We start from the raw sequence: 25,921 nt of genomic DNA, 5'->3' as shown, positions 1-25,921 counted from the left end.
GTATAAAACCGCGACCCTTGCATTACTTTTGTTTGTTCCGATATTCCTTTGCCAGTTCCCGCAAAGCTTGCGTTTGACGACCAAAATTGCGACAGCCTCGACACATCGCCAGATGAAACTTCAGTTGCAGGCGCTGACTAACCGTTAACTTCTGCTCCATGGATAGCGACATTAAGCGCGTCGCTTCTCGACAATTTAACATTAGCATGACCTCATCGACGCATTATGTGATATTGGTCGCCACAGCCTGAATTTTATTACACAGTTTTTCCATCTCATGGAACTAAACAGAAGCACTCACTCTCCTAATATGGCAAATTGATATTACTCATCTATAAGCGAGTCAATCCATGGCGAATCCATCATATGAACAGAACTTGCTATCTGACCCAAGCTACCTAGAAGACTTGCGCCAATTTATGCTGAAATTTGCCATGACTCAGCTGCAAGATTCTTCATTAGCTGAAGATGCTGTGCAAGAAGCTCTTACCTCTGCTTTCAAAAACGCCCAATCCTTTGAACGACGTTCTGCACTGAAAACTTGGGTCTTCGCCATTCTCAAAAACAAGATCATTGATATTTTACGACAGCGACAAAAACTAGTTGAAGCCAGCCGATTGGATATGGACGAGGACGACATGCATGATTTATTCAATGAACACGGCCATTGGCACCGTCATGAACGCCCCGTTGATTGGAATCAGCCACTAGACAGTGTCCATGATGAGCAATTTTGGAAAATCATGGAAATATGCATGGAGAAGCTACCTGCCACGCAGGGCAAAATCTTTATGATGCGCGAAGTTTTGGGGCTGGATAGCTCAGAGATATGCGAACAGGAATCCCTCACCACCAGCAATTTACACGTGCAACTATACCGCGCTCGAATTCGCCTGCGGGAATGTTTAGAAAATCATTGGTTTGCCCATAACCAATAGCCTGTCGTATCCCGCGTCATTCACAGCTATTCCACTTTCCTCTCCCCTGCTTCTTCCACCTGACACTATGCGCCTCTGGCAAAGCGCTCTATTAGCGCCCTCACTTCGATATTCACATATATGATTTTTCATATATAATGATTTTCATATATATGGAGAGCATTATGAAATCTCGTATTCTTTTTCTATGCACACACAATTCTGCTCGCTCACAAATGGCAGAGGCCCTTATCAAGCATCAATTTGATGATCAATTTGAAGCCATCAGCGCGGGCACAGAACCGGCCCAACAAGTTGACCCTAGAGCGCTACAAGCCTTAGAAAATATGGGGATTTCCGGAGCCCACTTGCACCCAAAATCAATCGATGAGCTTGCCAACGAACATTTTGATTACGTTATAACTTTGTGCCATAAAGCACATCAGCAATGCCGCGGATTTGAAAATGCCAGCGAACAATTGGTTTGGGACTTTCCTGATCCTTCCCACAGAGGGGGAGTAAAACCTTTTGAAACAACCCTTAAAGAGATTTTTGAGCGCATAAAAATCTTTGCGTTAATTAAGTCCAAAGCGAAGAGTAAAACAGAGTTTGATCCTGTGATGTTTTACAAATCATTGGCAGATGAAACTCGATTAAGCTGCTTATTGTTAATCACTCAACAAAATGAAATGTGTGTTTGCGAGCTCACTGAAGCACTGCAGCAAAGTCAACCAAAGATTTCTCGCCATTTGGCACAACTAAAAAAATCAGGTCTGTTGTCTGATCGCCGACAGGGCCAATGGATTTATTACAGCATACATGCAGATATGCCTCAGTGGGCAAAAACCGTATTACAACTCACCGCGGACGAAGTCACTCACTTTTTGGAGCCTCTAAACGATAAATTACTCACTATGGGAGATCGTCCAGAACGCCAACTCGTATGCTGCCAAGAGGAACATGCTTAATGGGTATATTCGAACGCTATCTCACTCTATGGGTTGCTATCAGTATCCTCGGCGGTGTTTTACTTGGCATCGCTGCGCCAAACATTTTTACCATCATTGCTGAATATGAATGGGCTCATGTCAACCTAGTAGTCGCTGCACTTATCTGGATCATGATTTACCCGATGATGGTGCAGGTGGATTTTAAAGCCATAAAAGATGTTGGTAAAAAGCCCAAGGGTCTTTACCTCACGCTGGTTATAAACTGGTTGATTAAGCCCTTTACAATGGCCGCTCTTGGATGGCTATTTTTTAAAGTATTTTTTTCCAACTGGGTAGATGCTCAGTCTGCTGACGAATACATTGCCGGTATGATATTACTAGGGGTAGCGCCTTGCACCGCGATGGTTTTTATTTGGAGTCAGCTTACAAAGGGCGATCCTAATTACACACTGGTACAGGTATCGCTAAACGATATTATAATGATATTCGCATTCGCCCCAATAGCAGCATTTTTATTGGGCGTAAACGACATACATGTACCTTGGGAAACGCTACTACTGTCAGTTGTTTTATATGTTGTCTTGCCCTTGATTGCAGGCGCATTAACACGGCATTATTTGGACTCAGGCTCAGATCATGAGCGCATCAATCGATTCACGTCTTCACTTAAGCCATGGTCCATTATCGGTTTATTAGGCACTATTATCTTACTTTTTGGCTTTCAAGCGGAAACGATTGTGGCTAAGCCTCTGGTTATATTGTTGATTGCAATACCTCTGTTAATTCAAACATACGCAATTTTTGCACTCGCCTATGTTTCAGCAAAATACATAGGACTGCCCCATAACATAGCAGCACCTGCTTGTATGATCAGTACGTCGAACTTCTTTGAACTAGCAGTCGCCGTGGCCATATCATTGTTTGGCTTACATTCAGGTGCCGCATTGGCCACTGTCGTCGGAGTACTTGTAGAAGTACCAGTGATGTTGTCATTGGTAGCTTTTGCAAATCGCACACGAAAATGGTTTCCGCATACATAAATACTTTTAGGATGAGACAATGACGATAAAAATCGGAATCAATGGTTTTGGCCGTATGGGCCGCCTAACAATGCGCGCTGCTTTTGATTGGGACGATATTGAAATCATTCAAATCAATGACCCAGCAGGAGACGCGACGACGCTTGCACACCTACTCACTTTCGACAGTGTTCATGGCCGCTGGCACCATGATGCGACCGCTGATGACAATACAATGTTGATTGCTGATAAGCGCATTCCATGTACTCAAAATAAAACCATTGAGGAAACCGATTGGTCTCAGTGTGATATTGTCATCGAAGCGTCTGGCAAAATGAAATCAAAGGCTGTATTGCAAGATTACTTAGCACAAGGAGTCAAACGTGTCGTGGTGACAGCACCAGTGAAAGAAGATGGTGTGCTTAATGTAGTAATGGGCGTAAATGATCATTTGTACGACCCACAAAAACATTCGATAGTAACAGCCGCCTCTTGTACCACTAACTGTCTTGCACCTGTGGTAAAAGTCATTCATGAAAATCTCGGCATCGAGCATGGCTCCATGACCACAATTCATGACATTACCAACACACAATCAATCTTAGATCAGCCACATAAAGATTTACGTCGAGCTAGGGCTTGTGGTATGAGCTTGATTCCGACTACAACAGGTTCTGCCACAGCGATAACCCATATTTTTCCCGAGTTAAAAGGAAAGCTCAATGGCCACGCAGTTCGTATTCCATTAGCTAATGCTTCTTTAACTGACTGCGTATTTGAAGTTAAAAAACACACGACAGAAGAAGAAGTGAATCAACTGCTTAAAGCCGCAGCAGATAACGAGTTGAAAAATATTCTTGGCTACGAAGAACGTCCATTGGTTTCCATTGATTATAAAACGGATCCTCGTTCAAGCATTATTGATGCGCTTTCAACCATGGTCGTCAACGGGACTCAAGTGAAGCTATACGCTTGGTATGACAATGAATGGGGTTATGCAAATCGTACTGCCGAGCTAGCTCGCAAAGTTGGTGAAATTGATTCGCTTGGATAATCAGTATGATTGCGTTAGCTAACCTGTCTACAGAAATTCGACAATATCTAATTGTCACTGGCAACTACTGGGCGTTTACCCTTACGGATGGCGCCTTGCGCATGTTGGTTGTTCTGCATTTTCATAGTTTGGGATACAGCCCATTTAGTATCGCCATGCTGTTTTTGTTTTACGAAATCTTTGGCGTGATTACTAACTTAGTAGGAGGTTGGCTTGGTGCCCGATTAGGCCTGAACCGAACTATGAATACAGGGTTATTACTACAAATAGTCGCCCTTGCTATGCTACTGGTTCCTTTAGAGTGGCTCACCGTAGTATGGGTTATGGCAGCGCAAGCACTCTCCGGGATCGCCAAAGACTTAAACAAGATGAGTGCGAAAAGTGCCATTAAACTGCTGGTCCCCGAAAACGCTCAGGGTCAACTCTATAAATGGGTATCTATACTCACTGGCTCAAAGAACGCATTGAAAGGCGCAGGCTTTTTCATGGGCGGCGTATTGCTTACAGCCTTGGGATTTAAAGGTGCAGTACTTGCCATGGCAAGCATGCTGATACTGGTTTGGCTATTCAGTATAGCTAAGCTAAAAAAAGAGTTAGGTAAAGCGAAAAACAAGCCTAAATTCTCTCAACTTTTTTCAAAAAGTACTGCCATTAACTGGCTGTCCGCAGCTCGTATGTTTTTATTTGCCTCCCGCGATGTCTGGCTTGTGGTCGCCCTGCCGGTATACCTTGCCAGTCAATTTAATTGGGATCATTGGACCGTCGGTGGTTTTTTAGCACTTTGGATTATTGGCTACGGTTTCGTGCAAACACAAGCACCCAATATTACCGGAGCAAAACGCGGTAAACATCCAGATGGTAAAACTGCTGCTCTATGGGCTCTCGTTATGGCAGGCCTGCCTGCTTTGATTGCGATTGCGTTAAGTAATGACAGCTATACGCTGATCAGTATCGTGTTCGGTTTACTGATATTTGGCTTTGTATTTGCGATTAATTCATCGGTACACAGCTACTTAATTGTCAGCTACGCATCTAACGACGGCGTTTCGTTAGATGTGGGTTTCTACTATATGGCCAACGCGATGGGACGCTTAATAGGAACTTTGTTAAGCGGATGGCTATATCAAGCCTATGGTCTGGAAGCATGCTTGTGGGTATCCAGCGCATTCCTAATACTTACTTTTATTATTTCACTGGCCTTACCTAAAGAGGGCACTGCCAAACCCTCGTAATGTCATAAATGTGAAATAGCCTTTGGCTATAGTGACGCTCATAAAATAATGAGAATGGAAAGCATTATGAAGCGTCGCTCACTACTACTCAGTTCACTATTCATTGTTACCGGTGGCTTGCTTGCGTTTGTGGTTCAGTCCGCCACTAAAAACCCATTACCTGAGGTGGATTCACAAGATAGGATTGCAATAACTGATAAAAAAATATTTAACGCCGAAGCCAGTATCCCTTCTCAGTGCTATACACAGACCGAACAAAAACATAACCCTTGCTATACCTGCCATCAGATTCACAATAAAGAGTTGGGCGATCGTTTAAACCAATTAAATGATGGCGCCTTGCAAGGAGATTATGGATTTTCTGATGTGGGCATGAGCAACCACTGGACGAATCTTTTTGTTGATCGCACTGATTGGCTAGAGCAAGTCAGTGATGAATCCATATTGGAATACATCAATAGTGAAAATTACAGTCAGTTAGCTACTCGCCTAAAATCCCAAGGATTTGAAGGATTCATTCCTGATTTAAAAGACTTTCATCTAGGTGCTGAAGCTTTTGATCAGTTTGGCTTAGCAAAAGATGGTAGCCAATGGGTTGCCTTCAATTACAAGCCCTTTCCTGGCACATTCTGGCCCACTAATGGCTCTACTGACGATGTTATTGTTCGTTTAGATAAACCATTTCGTCAGTTGAATGGCGATTTCAATCGCGATATCTATTATCTCAACCTGACGTTAGCTGAGCTCAATATAAAAGACATCGAGCAAACCGAATTGTGGCCAATAAACGAAACATCTATTGGTGAGGATATTGACCAGAACGGTGTTCTTACAATTACAAGCATTGTGAAGAAGCGAGACCATTATTTTGGTGATGCTCGCACAATTAAAACTCAATTTCAGCAGTTCCCTACTGGCACAGAATTTATGCATAGTGTGCGCTATGTAGGTATTACTGATGAAGATGAAATCACTATTCCAGCGCGCATGAAAGAACTGAGGTATATGCGCAAGGTGAATGCCCTACCACGCCATATGATCATCAGTCGCTATGCAAATGAGCGTAAAGAAAAGTTCCTCGGTTTACTTCCTAAGTTCATTAATCGAGGTGATCAGGGTTTAGATAATGGATTAGGTTGGTTCGTCCAAGGCTTCATAGAGGACTATGACGGTGAACTGCGACCACAATCCTACGAAGAGACCATGTTTTGCATGGGTTGCCACGCAGCCATCGGCACCACAATTGATAGTACGTTTAGTTATGCTCGTAAAGTTACAGGTAAGGCTGGATGGAAATACATTAACTTGAAAGACATGAACGATGCACCTTCCATCGCTGAGAATGGCGGTGAAATCTATAATTATTTGCAACGTGCGGGCGGCGGAAGTGAATTTCGAGAAAACCCTGAAATGAAAGCGAAATGGTTTAACGAGGATGGTTCTGTTAAGGATTCTGTAAAATCTAAGGATGTGTATACCTTAATTGCGCCTTCTCGCGAACGCACAATGAAACTTAACAAAGCCTATAGTCATATTGTACGTCACCAAAGCTTCAAAGATGGTCGTGACGCAACATGGAAACCAGTAAAGAATGTATTTAAATCAATTGATGACTCCGTCGCTCCTCTGAAATCTAAGTATCGGTATTATGATTGGGATATACGCTTAGACTGGAACTAGTTTAATCCTCAGGCATCCCTAAAATTCAAGTACTAACTTCATCCGACTGTCACCGAACAGTCGGATTTCTGAAATATAATCGTCAGACAACCGTCATCTAACTTCCGCTAAATCGCAATATTTAATCCTTACTGTAAACCCGTCTATCGACATCTCTATAAAATAACATTCCTTAAGGATGACATAATGAATAAAAAAGTATTGTCTGTTGCCATCGCCTCCGCGGTTATGCTGACAGCTTGTGGAAGCGATGATGATGCGAGCAACAATCCAAAACGCTTAGCAACACTGCCTCTAGGTTCAGAACTCACTGGCATGTTCGTTAGCGATTCCGGTGATTTTTTCTTTAATGTTCAGCACCCAAGCAATTCATTACCCGGGGATGAAAGTAAAGCTGCTGTTGGTGTTTGGGTTGGTGTTGATATGAACAACCTAGACAAAGACTTGGAATTGAAAAACGTACCGGAATTAGATAGCGCTGAGGCTAAAACGACTGTCGTTGCCAAAGGTGAATATCAAGTTCTTGGACGTGAAGGTGATAACTTCTCTGGCGATCTGCCTTTTGGCCTTGGCAATATCACCAATGCCGCAGAAGATGCTGACATCAAACAATCAAACGACCCTGATTTTAACGCATTTATCGCTACAAAAGGTGATGGATCAGAAGGTTATTTGTTCACGGCTTGGGAAGACCGCCCTGGTGGTATGAGCCGTATTAAGCTGAGTAAAAATGAAGATGGTAGCTGGAACACAGATGCCGCTATGAATATTGACTTTAGCAACGTCAACGGCACTATGATCAACTGTTTCGGTACCCTCTCGCCATGGAATACACCGCTAACATCTGAAGAAAATTACGAAGCTGAGAACACAGCAAATTGGAATAATGCCAATTACGAGAATGGCTATCCAAGTTATTCCGACGTACAAAATATTCAAACCTATTTAGGTGGCACATATCCAAACCCATATGATTATGGATACATTGTAGAAGTGACTGAAGCCACAACAGCGTCACCGGTTCCGGTCAAGCACTTTACAACTGGCCGTTCTGCTCACGAGAACCCAGTTATCATGCCTGACAATATGACTGTTTACTTAACTGATGACGGATCAGATAAAGCCTTTTACAAGTTAGTCACTGATAATCCAAACGACTTAAGCTCGGGTACACTTTATGCGGCTAAATTGACTCAGGATGAAAACGAAACTGACAGTGCCAAGGCAGGTTTTGATATTGAATGGATCGAACTGGCCAGTGCAAATAATGCTGAGATAGAGCAATGGATCCGTGAATATGATGGCATTGATGAAGCTGACTATGTAGAGGGTGAAAACGACTACATTAGCGAAGCAGACATCACAGCATGGGCCAATGGAGAAGCAGCTGATGATCGCGTGGCATTCCTAGAAACATTGAAAGCCGCAAAAGCAAAAGGCGCTACGGTTGAGTTCACTAAAATGGAAGGTATCAACATTAACTACAATGGACTTAAAGACGGTTCTGTACCTTACATGTATGTAGCCATGTCTGACGTAAAATCCACTATGGCTGATACTGAAGGCGACATTCAAGTTACTGAAAATCGCTGCGGTATTGTTTATCGCTTTGTATTGGACGAAAACTACAACGCTACGCGTATGGAGCCTGTAGTTTCTGGTGGTCCATATGATTCCGAAGCTGCTGCCAATGCTTGCTCTGTGAATGGAATCGCCAATCCTGACAATATTGTTGTATTAAATGATGGTCGTGTATTAATTGGTGAAGATACCAGTAAACATGAAAACAATATGCTTTGGGTTTATACCCCAGAAGCGAATAACTAATTGATATGAGCTTGTCGTAAACCACAAGGCCCAGCTTGCTGATGCAAGCTGGGCCTTTTTTTATTTATATCTTTAATCAACAAGTTGTGTTGAAAGTTATGACCTCATCCAGTTGTGATATTTCTCAACCCACTTTAATACTTTTTCAGGTTTGTTAGATTGTTTCCATTGGCCAGCAGCAAACTTATTAGCCTCGGACCAAACTGGATAAGCATGAATGGTTCCTAAAATCTTATTCAAGCCGATACCGTACTTCATAGCCAATACAAATTCTGTTAGCAACTCACCTGCATGGGAACCCACTATGGTCACGCCTAAGATTTTATCCTTGCCCGGTGGCGTCAATACCTTAACGAAACCAGTTGCCTCAGACTCGGCCAAGGCGCGGTCTAAATCATCGATACCATAACGAGTTACTTCAAAGTCAATTCCTTGTTCTATCGCTTCTGATTCACTGAGGCCTACTCGCGCTATTTCCGGGTCAAGATAGGTCACCCATGGAATCACACGATAATCGACTTTGAACTTTTTCAGTTGCCCAAATAGACCATTTACCGCCGCATACCAAGCTTGGTGCGACGCTGTATGGGTGAATTGATAGGGTCCTGCCACATCACCTGCCGCATAGATATTTGGGTAAAGTGTTTGTAAATATTCATTGGTTATGACCGTACGATCAGTTTCAATACCTAGCTCTTCTAACCCATAACCTTTTAGCCTTGCAGTACGCCCCACCGCACAAATAAGCTCATCAAAATAGACTCTCTTTTCTTCACCATCATGTTCTAGCACAATGTACTTGTCGCCATGCTCAATACCACAGTGAATTGCCTTATGTTTGATTAATACTGTTACACCATCGGACTCCAATTTTTCTTTAGCATACTCTGAAACGTCTAGGTCTTCTTTGGCAATGATACGCTCCCCCATTTCCACTTGGGACACATCAGATCCTAATCGCGCAAACGCTTGACTTAACTCCGAACCAATTGGTCCTCCACCAAGTACCACGATACGTTTTGGAAGCTCATCGTATTCGGCAAATCTATCCCACAAGGTATCACTGGTGACATAATTAACGTCGTCTATCCCATCTAACGGTGGAACAAAAGGTTCTGCACCTGCTGCAATCACAATGCTACGACTGGTTAGTGTTTGAACGGAACCGTCGTGAAGCTTGACCTCCACCGTCCAAGGATCAATTAAACGACCATAGCCTTGCAGTACTTCCACCCCTAAGCCCTCATAGCGCTCAACACTATCATGTGGCTCGATACTCTTTATGACGTTATGGATACGCTCCATCACCTTCTTAAAACTAAATTGAGGTTCCTGATCATTCAAACCATATTGGCTGGCGTGACGCATTTGCTTCGCCACTTTCGCGGTTTTAATCAGCGCTTTACTGGGGACACAACCATAATTCAAACAATCACCGCCCATTTTGTTTGCTTCTATCAGTGTTACTTTGGCTTTTACTGCAGCCGCTATGTAGGCACTGACTAAACCACCAGCACCAGCACCAATAACAATTAAATTTCGGTCAAAGGATTTAGGCTTTTTCCAATTCTTATAGACTCGACGCGCTTTGATAATCGAAATAAGTTTTTTGGCTAACAGAGGGAATATCCCCAACAATGCAAACGAAAGAATTAGATCAGGGGATAAGATGCCGGATAGTGAATCAATTTGTGCCAACTGTGTACCCGCATTCACATATACGATTGTTCCTGCAAACATACCCACTTGCGATACCCAATAAAACGTCCATGCCTTAATTGGGGTCAAGCCCATAACCAGGTTGATTAAGAAGAACGGGAAAATAGGAACCAGTCGAAGCGTAAAGAGATAAAACGCACCTTCTTTTTTAATACCTTCATTGATGGCCTTTAAGCGATCACCAAAGCGCTGCTGAACCGTATCATGCAGCAAGTAACGAGAAACAAGAAACGCCAATGTTGCGCCAATACTGCTCGCAAAGGAAACCAATAGTAGACCCCAAGCCAGACCGAAAATGGCGCCAGCAGCAAGTGTCATAACGGCTGCTCCGGGTAAAGATAATGCGGTCACAGCAACATAAATGACAAAGAAAGCGGCCCCGACTATTACAGGGGATTGCTCAAGCCATTGGTTAAATTGTCCCAAACCTCCTTTGAGAGCCTCTAGTGTAAGCCATTGATGAAGATCAAGCGCGAAAAAGGCTATCACTGTTGTGAAAATGGCACATAGTAGAATCAGTCTTTTCATGGAAAACCCATTATTTGAAGTATTTATATCAGTCGCGGATCTGCTGCAAATCTTACAGTATTAGTAATAAATTGCCTGTTAATACGTCATTCATCGAGCGCTAGATTGCAATCAATAGATTGATTATTAATTGGACTTAATCATTTTAAGCTAATGCTTTGGTACCAAGTTATAATCTCGGAATCTAGCCACTCTTATAAAAAGCGAATAAACTTTTGGTCCCGAACAACCCACGGAAGGTTTTAATGCATGAAACAATTGCTTTTATTAACGCTTTTTAGCGTCTTAATTTCTGGCTGCGGAAGCAGTGAAGATAAAACACCTGAGCCAATATTAGATCCGCCCATACCCGATTACCAACCTAGTCCGAATAACATCTCCTCGATATCTCTACTGGATGCTACCGGTCAACCGCTTGAACAAGCAATGGTTGAAATCAGTGAGTACTCTGAATCTGCATCGGAAGTCTCTGGTAAATCTCTTGCCCGAAATATAAACCAAACAAGCTATACCGACGCGAATGGCAAGCTCCAAGTTAATGAGTTAGAGCCTGGTCGTTACATCCTTTCCATCTCTATAGCTGGCGCAACAGTCGAAAGCATTCTTGAGATAAGGCAGGAAAACACAGCTTCAAACGCAGCTGTAACGGCACCAGTGAGCATTACAAAAGATAGCGAAGGCACAATAACAAACGCCGTTAGCCTTTTGGGAGAAGGCATTTTCGCGTCCTTTAGCGGTATCATTTATGGACCTGACGGAGTGCTTGCGGATGCTCAAATAGAGGTATCCGGTGGAGAGGAGACCAATGGTGCTATCTCTATAAGCAAGACGAATTCTGATGGCGAATTTACACTGGTCATCAATGTATCCATCAATAAACTAAATGCGCTCAAAAACGCTCGCATTCGAGTTGTAAAAGAAGGCTACACCACAAAGTGGGTTGATCATGATATTTCTGAATTCGCAAATGCTTCCATTGCGTCATCCATTAGTGGTATGAATTACAAATTGGATCTTAGCGATAAAACCGATCTCGTCGTTTACTCAGAGGACTTTGAGCAACAGGGATCGGATGCAGAATGTGGTTTTTGGAACGTCATCGAGTTTCAACCGCTAGACTACGAATTTGATGACTTACCTCCAATTGATGGCATTGAAACTCAAGAAACCTATCAAGCAATGGCCATTGAAAGCGAAATAACACCAATCCCCGAAGAGCTTACCAACCTCTGGCACCTGCATGAACAAGGGTTGGACATCCAAAATCAAGCTTGGATCGATAATCTTGTTCAACTAGCACCAGACGATACTTCTAATGGTGTAGTGCCAAACCCTAAAGACAACTATGCCTGCTGGTATGGTCAAGGATCAGGGAACAACTTGGGAGCAGGTAATTTTCTTGGAGATTTTGGAAGTGGCAATGGAGGTGCTGAACTCGATGGGGGAGAATCGGACATGCCCAATGCAGGCGCTCTTATATCGCCTGTCATTGACTTAGGCACAGAGACCTCCCCTCTTGCATTAAGCTTTGATACTTGGTGGGAAATTGAGTCCGTCAATCCAAATGATCAAGGTTTTGATTTGATGATTGTTTCGGTGTCTTCCGATAACGGAAATACATGGCAAAATATTGCTCGATTAAACCCACTTACCGATCCAATTACTTCAGATGGAGTCAATCGCGCACCGATACCATACTCAAACCGGGGCTACAACAAAGCGCCAACTTGGACTTCACAAGAGCCAATTAGTCTTTCCGAGTTTGCAGGAGAGCAAATCAAAATTCGTCTTGCATTTTCTACACAAGATGGACTCTATAATGGTTTTAGAGGCTGGCTAGTAGACAACATCCGAATCACGAAAGAGGAAGGAACCTTCCCCAGATACAATGGCTCGGTTGACTTTAACGACCTAGTATCAGACAGTACAGCCAGCATCAATATAGAAACGTTGGATGTTTTCTTCTCTGGAAACGTGACTAGTAATGATCCCGTTGAAGTAGGAATACAATCTGTAGATAGCAATGGTAATACCAACCTTCTTGTCTCTGAAATCGTATCTCAGGGTGGATCATTTGAACTTTCAGCCGATATATTCCCTGATAGCACGGATGATCTAGAACTGCATGCGATTGTCATGATAAACGGTAAAATCATCGCAACTGAATTTATCGCTACCGTCCCGCAAAGTGAGATACCCCAATAAACTCAGTTAATAAAACGCCGCGCTTAGGAGCGCGGTGTTTTATTATTCTGGCTTAACGAACTTAAGTGTCATACGATCGCTTTCACCAATGGATTGATACTTCTCTTTATCTTCCTCACCTAATCGCAAATTGGGTGGTAATGTCCAAACACCCTTAGGGTGATCCGCGGTATCAGCAGGATTGGCATTCAATTCAGATGCTTCAAGCAATTTAAAACCCGCTCTTTCTGCCATAGCAATCACATAGCTTTGATGCATATAGCCTGAAGCATTCATGGCTTCAGCTGGCATGTCTTCTGGTAACCGGTGATCGACCACGCCTAACAATCCGCCGGGCTTAAGGGTTTTATAAAACGCCTTGAACGCTGCAAGCACTTTCTCATCACCACCGCCTCGCATATACCAGTTATGCACATTACGAAAAGTGAGAACCCGATCGGCACTGCCTGCCGGAGCGATATCAACCTGCTCAGGTGGATGAAAAGTTGTTACCGTCACATTGCCATAGACATCAGCCAGTTCTTGCAGGTCTTGCTCAAATGATCGGCGTGAGCGCTTAAAAAACTCCACGGACGAGTCCTTATCAAAATGAGCTGCGTAAAGCTGACCTTTGTCTTTAAGGTAAGGCGCTAAAATTCGCGTGTACCAACCACCACCGGGCCAAATTTCAACAACGGTGTGATTCGGCTGAACATCAAAAAACTCTAATGTCACGTTTGGCTTGCGATACTGATCCCGGACTTGATCACTAGTGCGATGGTCTGAACTCATTATCGTTTCAAAACTCACATCCGATTCTGAACACGCAATCAAAGTTATACTCAAGAGTGCGATGGCGATTTTTCTGGCATTCATTGTTTTGGCCTCGTTTTAAATCGTGTTTACCGTACTGCTTTTGTTTCCATACTAGCTGATATATTTTCTACGATCTAATCCTGAGTATATTTGATCAAGGGAAAAGCCTCGGCGCTGCATATAACCCATTAGCTTGTTTTTGTCTTTGGGGTCCGCTAAGTCGAGGTTGCGAGATTTTTTTTCAATTTGCTGGTCAACGGTGGCTATCCAATCCAGTTCATTGGCAAGCTCATCAAAGGCTAATTCCATGAGGGATTCGCTGACCCCTTTTTGTTTGAGTTCCATACGAATGCGGATGGGGCCATAGCCACTTAAGGCTTTACTACGAACATACATGGTGGCAAAACGCTGATCGCTTTGCAGGCCATTTTCCACCATCCAATCTAACGCGTTATAAACTAATGTTTCATCGCTGCTCAATGGCAGTAGTTTCTTTTCTAGCTCAGCAAAACTGTATTCACGACGGGCCAACAACTCTACTGCTTTGCGTCTAAGTTCTGATTCATTCAGCTCTTTTGGAGCAGCCATAGATTTCTTGGACTTTCTGTGGCGCTCGTCTAGCCAATCATCATCCATCATTAATAATTAGATCCATGTATTTACTTAATTATGAACATATGCGCTCTTTGCCATCCATGATAACCGCTATACGATGCACAAGGATGTGCAAGTGTCGAAAAGAGGCAGGAGCCGGTTTGACCCGTTCTTCCTGAACATATGCGCTCTTTGCCATCCATGGCATCGCGCTATACCGTTCATCCTGAACATAAAAAAAGCCAACTTAGAATCTCCAAGTTGGCTTTTTTCTACTGAAAAAGACTATGCTTCTTCTTTCGCTTTAGTCTTTTTTGCGGGTTTCGCCTCTGCAGCAGGCGCTTCCGCTTGTGCTTCCGCTTCCGCTTTTTCTTCTGCTGGCTTAGCAACCACTAACAGTTGATCACGGATTTGCTTTTCAAGTTCTTTACTAACTTCTGGGTTCTCCTGAAGATAGACACAAGCATTGGCTTTACCCTGACCAATCTTATCGCCCTTGTAAGCGTACCAAGCACCAGACTTATCCACTAAACCAAGCTTCACACCCAAATCAATGATTTCCGCCTGACGGTTGATACCTTGGTTATACATGATTTGGAATTCCGCTTGTTTAAACGGTGGAGCAACCTTGTTTTTCACTACTTTAACGCGAGTTTCGTTACCTACCACTTCGTCACCGTTCTTAACAGCACCTGTGCGACGAATATCCAAGCGGACAGAAGAGTAGAACTTAAGTGCGTTACCACCGGTTGTGGTTTCAGGGTTACCAAACATCACACCAATCTTCATACGAATCTGGTTAATGAAGATCACCATACAGTTAGCATTTTTTACATTCGCCGTTAGTTTACGTAACGCTTGTGACATAAGACGAGCCTGCAAGCCTACGTGGGAGTCACCCATGTCACCTTCAATTTCTGCTTTTGGTGTTAACGCTGCCACAGAGTCAACAACAATCAGATCCACCGCATTGGAGCGCACTAGGCTATCAACAATCTCTAGAGCTTGTTCACCAGTATCCGGTTGAGATACCAACAGGCTATCAAGATCCACACCCAGCTTTTCCGCATAAGAAGGATCTAAGGCATGCTCCGCATCAACGATCGCAACCGTTTTACCATCCTTTTGCGCTTCTGCCATGGCGGACAAACACATGGTGGTTTTACCAGAAGACTCAGGACCATAAATCTCAACGATACGACCAAATGGCAAGCCGCCTATACCTAGAGCAATGTCCAATGATAGTGAACCGGTTGATACAGAAGGAATCGCCTCACGGGGTTGCTCGCCCATTTTCATGATGGCGCCTTTACCGAATTGACGTTCAATCTGACTAAGAGCCGCGTCTAGGGCTTTTTGGCGATTCTGGTCCATTAACGTTCACCTTTTTATACTGTTCAACTTGTGTGGGAGTTGTGCGCTGTATGCTATGAATCGGACTGGCTCATACAGCAAACACTGTAAATTTAACCAGTATTAAAACACAGTTCTTTTTTAACGCAAAGGACTAATTTATAACCTTTTCTTTTAAGGCTTCATCAATCATCATTTGCAGCGCATGGGCACAGGCTGCTTGGCGAACTTGATGACGATCGCCATCAAAGTATTGAGTCTCAGCCCTGCTACCATGGGGGCTCGAGACGGAAAAGCACACCATGCCAACGGGTTTTTCTGCACTGCCACCACCTGGGCCAGCGACGCCAGAAATACTCACCGCAAGGTTTGCATTGCTATTTTTTACCGCTCCTTCGGCCATTTCTAGAGCAGTTTCCTCGCTTACAGCTCCATATGTATCCAGTGTTTTGGCGAGAACATTTAACTCTGTCATTTTGGCTTCATTACTATAGGTCACGAACCCTCGGTCAAACCATTGAGAGCTACCCGCCATTTCAGTAATGCATGCACTGACTAAACCGCCGGTACAAGACTCAGCGGTTGCGATCATGAGCTGCTTGCTTAGGCACAACTGAGCAAGTTGCGCCACATGGTTTTGTTGCCAATCCACTAGGTTTGATGCTCCAAGTTACTTCGAAAGCGCTTCAAAGAAGTTTTTGATTCGATCCGCATTAGCGCCTAAATCGCTTTTACCTACACGGCTTTTACTGCGCATATCAATGCGAGTACCGCTTTCGGTTCTGCTAATACGAATCGCAATATCATCCTTAAATCCAAACAATAAGCTGGTGGCAACGGCTTCTACTGTATAAGGAAGGGTCTCTTTGTGTTTCGCAACCAGCTCCCATCCTTCTACTTGCACTTGCTTTTCAACCATTGCAAAGGCTTCATCTGGATTCACATTCAAAAGTAGCGGTTTCAAATCTGGATAGCCTTGCATTTGCAGCTCCATAACCTCGCCACCAATGTACGTCACTGGATTCTCATCTGGCGTTCGTAGATCTGCCGCCGCAACTAATTCTGGCGGAGTGTCAAAATCAGTGGTGATGTCATGGATAAACGGACGAGATTGCCCCAAAGCAATGAAATTACCCAAAATCACCAATGGAGTAGCAGTGCATAACATTGTCAGAATCAATGACTTTGATTCCCCCTCTTTGGCACGAGACATTTTGAATACCGCCAGCACCAAAACAATAAAAGCCACAATGGCTGCGATGATCATAATGAGAAAGCTATTACGGAAATGCATCGCACCGGTACGTGCCAATAAAATCACGGCAGGAAAAATCGCCAGTGTAATCAAACTGGCTAGTAGTAACTTTTGTGCATTAATCTTGTTCAGCATCTGTGACTCCTTAAATTAAAAGTTGATACATCTACGGGCTTCTTCTGAATCTTGATCATAGTACCCGAAACACGCTTTTAAGGGAGGGCGACTTTGATTTGATTCATTGCGTCCCCAACAGGCGATACCTTGAGTTGTCTGTGCATCCATGCTCCCAGACTCGGCCTGAAAATAACCAGTATAATCCGCAATCATACACGTATGACCCACTCCTGCGTCGACGGTTTTAGGATTAAAGCCAGGTACATCGGTAAAAATGGAAGGAACACTCAGTAGATTTTCCTGCGCGTTATCCCTACCAAAGCAATCTAACTCAAATTGTTCACCACCTATATCATCAATGATACAAGCATGATTGGCACCGACACTGATGTGCACCGGATTAGTATAGGAATCCTGTAACTCTTTATCCCAATTGCCCGTGGCGCCCCAACAAACGACATCGTCCTGTAGTGTAATGGCACAGGCAAATTCTGATCCGACATCCAAATGTTTCACCATACCCAAATTAGCTGGAACCTCTGTCTGACCAAGACCATTGTCGCCCCAACAAGACACATAGCCGTCTCCATCAATGGCACAGCTGGTATCCCCACCCGCTGCAATCCATTTAGGCGCTGTTAAACTAGGAACATCTGTCTGTCCTTGTTCATTCTTACCCCAGCAATAAACTCCGTAATAATCCAAAGCACAGTTGTGATGATCGCCTGATGCAATCAAATAGGGTTTATCCACCCAGTGGCCTTGATACCCGTTCGTAAATGCAGGTTCCGGATCGGTATTTTCACCAAATTGATTACTACCATCACAGCGCACTGTGCGAGCATCCGTTGTTTCTATCGTACAGACATGGTCTGCACCGATGCTCAGTACATGATTTTGACCAGAAACATTGGTATTAACTTGAGCCCTCTGGTTGGCAGGAATAGAGCGCCCCCAACAATTTAAAAAGCTACTGGTATTGAATGCGTTGGCGGAAGCAAATCCACAGGTTCTTCCATCACCAGAGACTAAGCGGTAATCCTCAAAAATTCTTGAATTAAATTCTTCTAGTTTAGATGCTGTTCCATTAGGATTTTCCATGGTTGCATCACGAGAAAAGCTAAATCCGCTTTCCTCTTCCTCACATCCGATCAAAAGAAAAAAAGCACAGAAAAGCGACGGTAAACTAATTACGCGCATAAATGACCCTTGTATTATTATTTTTGTAAGGGCCGTATCTTATCCACGCTCATGAGAAGCGGCAATGCGAAATGGCAGGCTGAAACTGACTTTTACTGCGCTTTGTGTCCTAGTTCCAAGTCCGCCTCATAAAGATTCGTTAACGCTTGGTCGCCTCTAGGTCTTTTTGCGCCTCTTTCAGTTGATACTCTAAATCTGCAACCTTTTGTTTTAGCGCTTCTCTTTCTTGTTGAGCTTCGTCTAACAGGTTTTTTGCTGCTTTAAGATCTTCTGTATGGCTCTCGGCTTGGCGTTTCGCCGGCAAAGCAAAGAAGAAGTAAGCAAACACCAACCCGACAACAAAGGTGCCGACTGCAATCCACATCATTTTTTGTACCTCCTAATTCGTCAAAAAAACATCAGTAATGATTATCCCCAGTTTCTGTGGATAACTTTGTGAATAATGATTTGAAAAGTTCATCTAAGTGGCTCAATTCCTATAGGGTTTACAGATTGTACACTTTTTAACCTAAACAAATATTTCCTTTAAAAACAATAACTTACGTTATTTTTATAGTGATTTTTTGGGATTTATATCGTTTTGATTATTATATCAACAACCAAACTGTAAAATGTGTATAAACATTGACCCAAAAGGTCCATGTCAAGACTTTTATTAAAGTTCTCAACAATTTTTTAACCACCTTCTATGAAATGACGTTTTGGTGACTCCACAACGTTCGCTTCTGATATAGTGCCCATTCAGTCATATATCTAACTTTCGCATCAATATGCTATTTACCCTACTTGAGCGGGCCTTTAATGGTCTTGCATTTTATACTCGACTGCCCTGCCCGTCTTGGGTCCAATACGGAAATGAGCAACTTAATCGCGCCAGTGCCTTTTTTCCACTAATTGGTACGCTTTTAGGATGCCTAGTATTTGGCAGTTTTTACTTAAGCCATCAAATCTTCAACGTTCATATCAGTCTGCTGGTCGCAATCATCGCCAGTATTTTACTCACTGGAGCATTTCATGAAGATGGTTTCGCAGACCTCTGCGATGGATTTGGTGGAGGCTGGCATAAAGACGATGTTTTACGCATTATGAAGGATAGCCGTCTCGGTACCTATGGTGTAATCGGTTTAATCAGCATCCTATCCCTAAAATGGCTTGCTTTAACGTCCTTACCTATTTCGCAGCTGTTTGTTGCGCTTGTTATTGGGTATACCTTGAGTCGTGCTTTCGCAATTAGCCTCATTATGATTCTGCCATATGTACAAGATGACCAAGCCAGCAAAGCCAAGCCCATTGCCCAGCAATGGCATATCAGAGATATGTTATTCGCTTGGGGATCAACACTACTCGTTTGTAGTTTGCTTAACTGGCAACTGACATTAATCATGGTGACATTAGGCGGTGTACATTTATTATGGATTCGGCAATGGTTCAAGCACCGACTAGGCGGTTATACAGGCGACGCCTTGGGTGCCGCTCAGCAAATATTTGAGGTAAGTTTTTACCTAGCCATGTCTGCCTTTTTTGCAGCCTAATCAGGTACAATACGCCACTATTTTTTAAGACAGTCTGATTATGGAATTAACTCAATACCTTTCTCAGCTTGAAGGCCAATACCGCTTATTTGATGTGGGTCGCCGAATCAAAAAACTGGACAAGCACGAGTTTCAACAATTTGAACAGGGGCAGATCCCTTACCCTGCGCCTTATTTGCAGCATGCTTGGCTAGCCCTATTCATCAGCCACCCCAAACAAATTGAAAATGAAACCCTTATGTTTCTCAAATGGCCTTTGGATGAACAAGGTAAACTTATCCCCTACGTACGTGATGACTTGGTCAATCGCCTCATCACACTGAGTGAAAAACCTCTGCAAGCGGACTCAGAGATCGAAGATCCACTGAAAGACAATCCATTTGCCTTCAATCCGGACGAAATTCGATTAGCAAATCTCCATGCTTTAATACAGGCCAGCGCTCATCGCAAACCGTCCTCCCATTACGACGGAGTAAAACGCTATCTTCAAGCTGGCGCTATGAACTCAGAAAACTTAAAAGAATGGCAAAACTTAGGCGTGCAAGGAATTGCTGATGTAAGTGCTCGCTTGGATGATAATCAGGTTAGTTTAAAGGCTTGCCTGCCAAACTTGCCAGCTGAAGTATTACTGGCCTTTGCGCAGTGCTTGGAGCACCAAAAACCAAGCGTTGAAATTGCCGAGGCAGCGAAAGTACGCTTAGAAAAAGCACTTCGCGAAGATACTCAAAGCACCATAGTAGAAGCCTGCTTACGCATCATTGGCGCTACCCATAGTGACACCTTACGCATCGAGACCTGGCAGAGCTGGATGGACAGTGCCTATGCCACCGATGTGGCTTGTGTCTTAGCGTTTGCCACGCGTAATTACCAAGACCTTGCGTTCATGCCTCATCAGATCCGTCCATTTTTATTGAATTTAGCAGCGCTCAATGCAGGCGAAGATGGACGCGCCAACTTCACTAGTTTCATAAAAATAGTCGGGGATTTATTGTACTTGCCAGGTACTCGTAATCTTTTACTGAATGAACTGCGCAGTGAAGACCGCCCTGAAATACTCGGGCATGCCATGCAAGCACTTTTACAAAGCAAGCAACAGTCGTAACGAAGTTCTTATGTCTATTTGTCCTTGCCAAATGCAGAAGAGCAATCCTAAAAGCTATGCAGAGTGCTGCGAGCCTCTGCATAAAGGTAAAGCCGTTGCTCGTTCACCGGAACAACTGATGCGCTCGCGTTTTAGCGCATTTGTTTTGGGTCTAGGCAACTACTTGCGAGAGACATGGCACGAAACCACATGCCCTCCAGATTTGAGCATTGATCCCGATCCACAATGGCGTCGTCTCGACATCATCGATCATGGAAAAGACTGGGTGCACTTCATTGCTTATTTCGAAACAGCACCAAAGCAATATGGCTTTCTTAGAGAACGCAGTCGCTTTCTTCAGAAAAACGGACACTGGTTATATGTGGACGGCGATGTAGAACAAGGCAGCGTTCAACAGGAACGCAATGCCTTGTGTTTGTGTGGCAGTGGTAAAAAATTCAAAAAGTGCTGTGGCAATAGCTAAGTCATCGCCAACCAATCCCAAACGGTTTGCCCCGTGGCACTGTCCCAGCCTTTCAGCTTGTCTTTACTAATTATTTTATAGTCATCCAATTCTTCGTTTAACTTGATGTTACCCTTCGCCTTTACCGCATAACCAATAATCAACTGATTTTTCATCTCGAACATATAGTGTCCCACGAACACAGGATCATATGCATCGAGATTTAACTCCTCTTTCGTTTCACGTATAGCTGTTTCTTGTGGCGTTTCATAAGGGTCTACATAACCGGTGATGATGCTGTACTTGCCTTCAGGCCACGCAACATTATGCGCGAGCACAATCCCTTCATCGGTTTCTACAATGATAGCGGTTACTGGTGTTGGATTATTGAAATGTGCAAAACCACACTCGTCGGCACACGCTTTGATTAATAGTCCATCCACTTCTTTGATTTCTGTATTGCAACCGCAATTGGGGCAAAAATCGTAACTTGCAGCACTGTAAACCGACATTTAACGTTAACTCTTGTCTTGAATGATCAATTTCACTAATGTCTCATGACTGATATCGACACACAATAATAACGATATGAATCGAGCTTTAATCACAACGATTGCAGTGAGTTTTGCTATACACGTATTGCTTTATTGGTTGTTTATGGCCGATCTATCAGTATTCTTTAATACGCCTGCGCAGACGGAACAAGACCGTCGAATAGAAATCGCTCTGCAGCCGAGAATGGTACAAGAAAAAGACCAACCGCCCCCACCCCAGCATTTAGAAGACGATTTAAACAAAGCCAATAATCAAGATGGCACATTAGAAACAGCAACAAAAGCAGCATCCAGCGCGGCCAGTAGCAATTTAACTCAGGAAGAGCCGGAGCCTAAATCCACTCGATCCATTGAACAAGTGATTGCCGCAGCAAAACGAGGGCAAAAAATAGAATCCCTAGATTCGTCACAGGAACAGTCAAGATCAGAACAAGTGGACCTTCAATCGCAAGGCTTAGAATCACTCAGTGATCAGGATCTCGCCGACAACCGTGTGGACAGCCCGTTGAACTCAAATGAAGAAGAAAAAGCACGATGGTTTAATGAAGTCCTAAAGCGCATCACCGAGCAAGTCAATTACGTATGGGTCAAACCCAACAATATCGATCCTAGTGCGTGGGGTATTATTCGTATGGATATCAATAGCGAAGGTTACTTACGCAGTGCTTGGGTGCATCTACCCAGTGGCGATGCCCATTTGGATCAGAGTGCTCTACGTGCTATTCGCAGTGTCATGCGCTATCACATTCCGCAAAACCCAAGGTTAAGCCGCTATTACCGACACCTTGAGTTCCGCTACTCGGGTAAAGGTGGATAAAAACTCTGAAGGTTAATCGAGATCTTTGGCCTTACCCATGCCTCTTAAAATCATCCCCCAAGTCGTCATCGCCAGACCCAATATAGATAGTAGCATGGCCGAATTTACCCAAAATCCATGTCGTGACATAAAGGTCACCACGTCATGATTGTTCTTAAAGTCACACAACCCTTTTACATAATCCCAGCTACCCCCATCTTGGGCGCAACGAGCGGCATCTTGAGCCTCAATCATATACAAAGTAATCAGAACGATACTGGGTAACAGCAGTAAAATCATGCCCCAACGTAACATCAGCAGCTCCTTTTTAATGACATTTCAATATAACTAGCAAAAATAGACGAATCAGACCGTCTATACCATTGCATTATCCCACAGTACTGGGCAATAATGGCCACATAATACCGCTATAAAAACAAAAATTGAGTATTGCCTATGAAAGCCTTATTGAATGCGGCCTTAATAGTGGTGAGCTTGCTTGCTACCACCGTCTACGCCGAAAACCTCGACGAGCTACTGGCGAAGATTGATTCCGATATCGCCGCCAAACGATTGAGTTCTCCTGCCAGCAACAACGCCATTGATAAAATTTGGCAATTTAAAGCTCTAGCCCCCTATGATCAGCGCATTAATAGTCGTGTTTATCAAGTGGGCGAAGTCTATGTAGCATTGGCGAATTCCGCGATTAGTAAGAACGACCCAGACAAAGCTCAAGACTATCTCGATAAAGTTTGGTCTCTTGCTTACCTCACTCCTGGCTTGGAATCTGCGCAAGATAAAATCGATGCTATGGATAAGCGTTCCGCTAAAAAAGCCGTAGCCCAAAAAACAGCTCCTAAAAAAGACGACTCAAAAGCTCGCGAAGCAGCAGACCGCAAGGCACGTCAGCTAGCACAAGAAAAGGCCGCTCGCGAAAAAGCCGAACGAGAAGCTGCTGAGCGTCGCCGCAAGCAAGCAGAAGCCCGCGAACGAGCCCTAGCGCAAAAACGTCGTGAAGAAGAAGCCAAGCGTAAAGCGGCTGAAAAGTTAGCTATGCTAAAGCAGCAGCGAGAGCGTGCTACTGAGATTCGTGCTGGTGAAATTGATGTTGAAACCAAACCCATTGCCGAGTTTGCATTAAACCAAGCGCTTATTGATGGCCGCGAACGTGGTGAAATCCGCGATGAACTTGAGCCTATCTGCCAAGAAATTCTAGATAACCAAGCTTCTGTGGTGCTCAATACACGCTCATTACAAGATTATCGCTGGTTAACCGTACGTTTAACCTTGTGTGTGCGCCGCTTGGACAAGTCCTTCCGTCTACGTCATAGCTTCAACCAAGTGCCAGATACAGAACCTTATATTAGCTTACACCCAGGACGCAGCATGTCTCTATATAAAAAGACTCGCAGCTAATTTTAGAGTTTAATTCATAAAAAAGGCGCTGTTGTAAATCAGCGCCTTTTTTATGGCCAAATCACATTCACTGATTATTTGATTAGAAAACGATCGTCTTATTACCGTGACGCAATACACGATCCTCGAGATGCAATCTTACTCCTCGACTTAGAACCATTTTTTCCACATCCTTACCCAAGCGCACCATATCCTCCACCGTGTCTTTGTGACTAATGCGTACGACGTCTTGATCGATAATAGGACCAGCATCTAAGTCTTGAGTAACATAATGACATGTAGCCCCGATTAATTTCACGCCACGCTCAGCGGCTTGATGGTAGGGCTTGGCGCCGACAAAGGATGGTAAAAAGCTATGGTGAATATTAATGATTTGTCCTTCATATTTAGCACACACATCGGCAGGCAAAATTTGCATGTAGCGAGCTAATACAATAACGTCCGCCTGGTGCTCTTCAATGATAGCGCTAACCCGATCAAAATGTTCTTGCTTGTTTTCTTTATCAACAGGTACGTGGAAAAATGGTATGCCGTGCCACTCAACCAATGAGCGGAGATCATCGTGATTACTAATTACACACGGAATATCACAGTGTAATTCACCACTATGCCAACGATGCAATACATCTACTAGGCAATGACTTTCTTTACTCGCAAGCAACACCATTTTTTTAGGTGCCTCACTGGCCGCAATTGCCCAATCCATTTCAAATTCTTCAGCTATTGGAGCGAACTTTTCACGAAACTCATCTAGACCAAAGGGCAACGACTCAGCTTTAATGCAATGACGCATAAAGAACCAACCAGAAGTCGGATCAGCATAATGATTGGCTTCAACAATCCAACCTCCATAGCTGGAAACAAACTGGCCAACCTTTGCAACAATGCCCACACGATCGGGACATGAAATTATTAAACGATAACTGGGTTCCATAGCAATCCTAAAAACTGATTATCCAATTCCACTAAACCTTGAGGCGGGTGGATATTAAGCGCACAATATAGTGAATTTACTGTTAAAACAACAAACCCATGCGCATCATTATTCTATTTGCTTTGTCATTTATCTTTGGCTGCAGTCACACAGGGCCGATTCGACTTTATCCAGGAGAAACGCTCGATTCAAAGCAAGAAGCCATCCTAGTGTTACCAGAGGCTCTGGATCTCCTGAAAATAAACAACGAAAACATACCTGCCTCTACTTTTGCGTTTCGAACAAGCCAGTCTGAGTTGCGATTAGCCCCTGGTCCTAATCGTCTGACCATTCAGTATAGAACGCTGTGGGATGTGAGTTCTGACCAACATCAAATCGTAGAGTCGGGTCCCATCGAATTCGATGTAAACTTGAAAGGTAATCACACTTATCAGTTTAATTGGCAGACTCCCGCGTCATTGGAAAATGCAATTGAGTTTTCTAACAACCCTAAAATTCACATTGTAGGCGATCAACAGTCTTGGCTGGGCAACCACCAAGCAAAGCAGTCTGATCTGATATTGATCGCTGATCCTAGTACACACTCCAATAAGTCAGAGAACAACATTGCCTTAGACAAGTTGCAATATTGGTGGCAACGTGCAAGTCTGGATGAACGAGAAGCATTTCTAAAATCCATAAAAGCGGCTGATTAAGGCTA

Annotated in this window: 26 protein-coding genes; 14 read left to right on the top strand and 12 right to left on the bottom strand. The window is 43.7% G+C overall.

Going from position 1 to position 25,921, the window contains the following annotated elements; translation table 11 throughout:
* Nucleotides 1-22: 22 nt before the first annotated feature.
* Nucleotides 23-202, bottom strand: a complete 180-nt coding sequence (locus tag HF888_RS03640) for a zf-HC2 domain-containing protein (RefSeq protein WP_007018914.1) — start codon at nt 200-202, stop codon at nt 23-25.
* 148 nt (nt 203-350) lie between these two features.
* Between HF888_RS03640 and HF888_RS03635 the strand changes: the two genes are divergently transcribed.
* The 7 genes from HF888_RS03635 to HF888_RS03605 all read left to right on the top strand — a co-directional run bounded on the left by HF888_RS03635 (nt 351) and on the right by HF888_RS03605 (nt 8,679).
* Nucleotides 351-938 carry an RNA polymerase factor sigma-70 gene (locus HF888_RS03635; protein WP_007018915.1) on the top strand — a complete coding sequence of 196 codons (588 nt, stop codon included), beginning with the start codon at nt 351-353 and terminating at the stop codon, nt 936-938.
* A 164-nt stretch (nt 939-1,102) separates the two neighbouring features.
* Entirely contained in the window at nt 1,103-1,885 is a 783-nt protein-coding gene (locus HF888_RS16765; RefSeq protein WP_007018916.1) for a metalloregulator ArsR/SmtB family transcription factor, read from the top strand.
* Nucleotides 1,885-2,907, top strand: coding sequence for an ACR3 family arsenite efflux transporter (gene arsB / locus HF888_RS03625; RefSeq protein WP_007018917.1), 1,023 nt, complete (start codon nt 1,885-1,887; stop codon nt 2,905-2,907). The genes HF888_RS16765 and arsB overlap by 1 nt, the downstream gene beginning before the upstream one ends.
* 19 nt (nt 2,908-2,926) lie before the next feature.
* A complete protein-coding gene (locus tag HF888_RS03620; RefSeq protein WP_007018918.1) occupies nt 2,927-3,940 on the top strand; it encodes an ArsJ-associated glyceraldehyde-3-phosphate dehydrogenase in 1,014 nt (337 codons plus the stop codon).
* Between the two features lie 5 nt (nt 3,941-3,945).
* A complete protein-coding gene (gene arsJ, locus HF888_RS03615; protein WP_007018919.1) occupies nt 3,946-5,172 on the top strand; it encodes an organoarsenical effux MFS transporter ArsJ in 1,227 nt (408 codons plus the stop codon).
* A gap of 66 nt (nt 5,173-5,238) precedes the next feature.
* On the top strand, nt 5,239-6,852 hold the full coding sequence (locus HF888_RS03610) for a hypothetical protein (protein ID WP_243469394.1): 1,614 nt from the start codon (nt 5,239-5,241) through the stop codon (nt 6,850-6,852).
* A gap of 186 nt (nt 6,853-7,038) precedes the next feature.
* Entirely contained in the window at nt 7,039-8,679 is a 1,641-nt protein-coding gene (locus HF888_RS03605; protein ID WP_007018921.1) for a PhoX family protein, read from the top strand.
* 96 nt (nt 8,680-8,775) lie between these two features.
* Here HF888_RS03605 and HF888_RS03600 read toward each other — a convergent pair whose 3' ends face one another.
* Nucleotides 8,776-10,926: an FAD-dependent oxidoreductase gene (locus HF888_RS03600; protein ID WP_007018922.1), complete on the bottom strand. Its 2,151-nt coding sequence runs from the start codon at nt 10,924-10,926 to the stop codon at nt 8,776-8,778.
* Between the two features lie 249 nt (nt 10,927-11,175).
* Between HF888_RS03600 and HF888_RS03595 the strand changes: the two genes are divergently transcribed.
* A complete protein-coding gene (locus HF888_RS03595) occupies nt 11,176-13,131 on the top strand; it encodes a carboxypeptidase-like regulatory domain-containing protein (RefSeq protein ID WP_007018923.1) in 1,956 nt (651 codons plus the stop codon).
* A gap of 42 nt (nt 13,132-13,173) precedes the next feature.
* On the opposite strand, the gene HF888_RS03590 is transcribed toward HF888_RS03595, so the two are convergent.
* The 7 genes from HF888_RS03590 to HF888_RS03560 form a co-directional block, all read right to left on the bottom strand.
* Nucleotides 13,174-13,986, bottom strand: coding sequence for a class I SAM-dependent methyltransferase (locus tag HF888_RS03590; RefSeq protein WP_007018924.1), 813 nt, complete (start codon nt 13,984-13,986; stop codon nt 13,174-13,176).
* Nucleotides 13,987-14,037: 51 nt separating this feature from the next.
* Nucleotides 14,038-14,565 carry a regulatory protein RecX gene (locus HF888_RS03585; protein WP_007018925.1) on the bottom strand — a complete coding sequence of 176 codons (528 nt, stop codon included), beginning with the start codon at nt 14,563-14,565 and terminating at the stop codon, nt 14,038-14,040.
* Between the two features lie 240 nt (nt 14,566-14,805).
* The gene (recA, locus tag HF888_RS03580; protein ID WP_007018926.1) at nt 14,806-15,894 is read right to left on the bottom strand and encodes a recombinase RecA; all 1,089 of its coding nucleotides are present in this window, start codon (nt 15,892-15,894) and stop codon (nt 14,806-14,808) included.
* 133 nt (nt 15,895-16,027) lie between these two features.
* Nucleotides 16,028-16,525 carry a CinA family protein gene (locus HF888_RS03575; protein WP_007018927.1) on the bottom strand — a complete coding sequence of 166 codons (498 nt, stop codon included), beginning with the start codon at nt 16,523-16,525 and terminating at the stop codon, nt 16,028-16,030.
* 18 nt (nt 16,526-16,543) lie between these two features.
* On the bottom strand, nt 16,544-17,263 hold the full coding sequence (locus HF888_RS03570) for a DUF1499 domain-containing protein (RefSeq protein ID WP_007018928.1): 720 nt from the start codon (nt 17,261-17,263) through the stop codon (nt 16,544-16,546).
* A 15-nt stretch (nt 17,264-17,278) separates the two neighbouring features.
* The gene (locus HF888_RS03565; protein WP_007018929.1) at nt 17,279-18,445 is read right to left on the bottom strand and encodes an RCC1 domain-containing protein; all 1,167 of its coding nucleotides are present in this window, start codon (nt 18,443-18,445) and stop codon (nt 17,279-17,281) included.
* A 139-nt stretch (nt 18,446-18,584) separates the two neighbouring features.
* Nucleotides 18,585-18,812, bottom strand: coding sequence for a hypothetical protein (locus HF888_RS03560; protein ID WP_007018930.1), 228 nt, complete (start codon nt 18,810-18,812; stop codon nt 18,585-18,587).
* Between the two features lie 403 nt (nt 18,813-19,215).
* Between HF888_RS03560 and HF888_RS03555 the strand changes: the two genes are divergently transcribed.
* The 3 genes from HF888_RS03555 to HF888_RS03545 are packed head-to-tail and all read left to right on the top strand — an operon-like array spanning nt 19,216 to nt 21,542.
* Entirely contained in the window at nt 19,216-19,977 is a 762-nt protein-coding gene (locus HF888_RS03555; RefSeq protein WP_007018975.1) for an adenosylcobinamide-GDP ribazoletransferase, read from the top strand.
* A 40-nt stretch (nt 19,978-20,017) separates the two neighbouring features.
* Nucleotides 20,018-21,079, top strand: a complete 1,062-nt coding sequence (locus HF888_RS03550) for a DUF3549 family protein (RefSeq protein WP_168367035.1) — start codon at nt 20,018-20,020, stop codon at nt 21,077-21,079.
* A gap of 10 nt (nt 21,080-21,089) precedes the next feature.
* Complete coding sequence (locus HF888_RS03545) at nt 21,090-21,542, top strand: YchJ family protein (RefSeq protein ID WP_168367034.1); 453 nt, start codon at nt 21,090-21,092, stop codon at nt 21,540-21,542.
* Here the strand turns inward: HF888_RS03545 and HF888_RS03540 are convergent.
* The gene (locus tag HF888_RS03540; protein ID WP_007018818.1) at nt 21,539-22,033 is read right to left on the bottom strand and encodes an NUDIX domain-containing protein; all 495 of its coding nucleotides are present in this window, start codon (nt 22,031-22,033) and stop codon (nt 21,539-21,541) included. The two genes, HF888_RS03545 and HF888_RS03540, sit on opposite strands and share 4 nt — an antisense overlap.
* Before the next feature lie 76 nt (nt 22,034-22,109).
* Here HF888_RS03540 and HF888_RS03535 point away from each other — a divergent pair, with 76 nt between their 5' ends.
* Nucleotides 22,110-22,892 carry an energy transducer TonB gene (locus HF888_RS03535; RefSeq protein WP_007018819.1) on the top strand — a complete coding sequence of 261 codons (783 nt, stop codon included), beginning with the start codon at nt 22,110-22,112 and terminating at the stop codon, nt 22,890-22,892.
* A 12-nt stretch (nt 22,893-22,904) separates the two neighbouring features.
* On the opposite strand, the gene HF888_RS03530 is transcribed toward HF888_RS03535, so the two are convergent.
* Nucleotides 22,905-23,186 carry a hypothetical protein gene (locus tag HF888_RS03530; RefSeq protein ID WP_007018820.1) on the bottom strand — a complete coding sequence of 94 codons (282 nt, stop codon included), beginning with the start codon at nt 23,184-23,186 and terminating at the stop codon, nt 22,905-22,907.
* A gap of 141 nt (nt 23,187-23,327) precedes the next feature.
* Here HF888_RS03530 and HF888_RS03525 point away from each other — a divergent pair, with 141 nt between their 5' ends.
* Entirely contained in the window at nt 23,328-24,287 is a 960-nt protein-coding gene (locus tag HF888_RS03525; RefSeq protein WP_007018821.1) for a hypothetical protein, read from the top strand.
* Nucleotides 24,288-24,369: 82 nt separating this feature from the next.
* Here the strand turns inward: HF888_RS03525 and purU are convergent, their stop codons facing one another.
* Nucleotides 24,370-25,221: a formyltetrahydrofolate deformylase gene (purU, locus tag HF888_RS03520; RefSeq protein WP_007018822.1), complete on the bottom strand. Its 852-nt coding sequence runs from the start codon at nt 25,219-25,221 to the stop codon at nt 24,370-24,372.
* Nucleotides 25,222-25,319: 98 nt separating this feature from the next.
* On the opposite strand from purU, the gene HF888_RS03515 reads away from it, so the two are divergent.
* Nucleotides 25,320-25,916: a DUF2057 family protein gene (locus tag HF888_RS03515; protein ID WP_007018823.1), complete on the top strand. Its 597-nt coding sequence runs from the start codon at nt 25,320-25,322 to the stop codon at nt 25,914-25,916.
* Nucleotides 25,917-25,921: the final 5 nt, after the last annotated feature.

This window comes from Bermanella marisrubri (assembly GCF_012295615.1).
GTDB classification, from domain to species: domain Bacteria; phylum Pseudomonadota; class Gammaproteobacteria; order Pseudomonadales; family Oceanobacteraceae; genus Bermanella; species Bermanella marisrubri.
The sequence above is the reverse complement of the archived record's forward strand: the minus strand, read 5'-3'. Positions and strand labels throughout refer to the sequence as shown.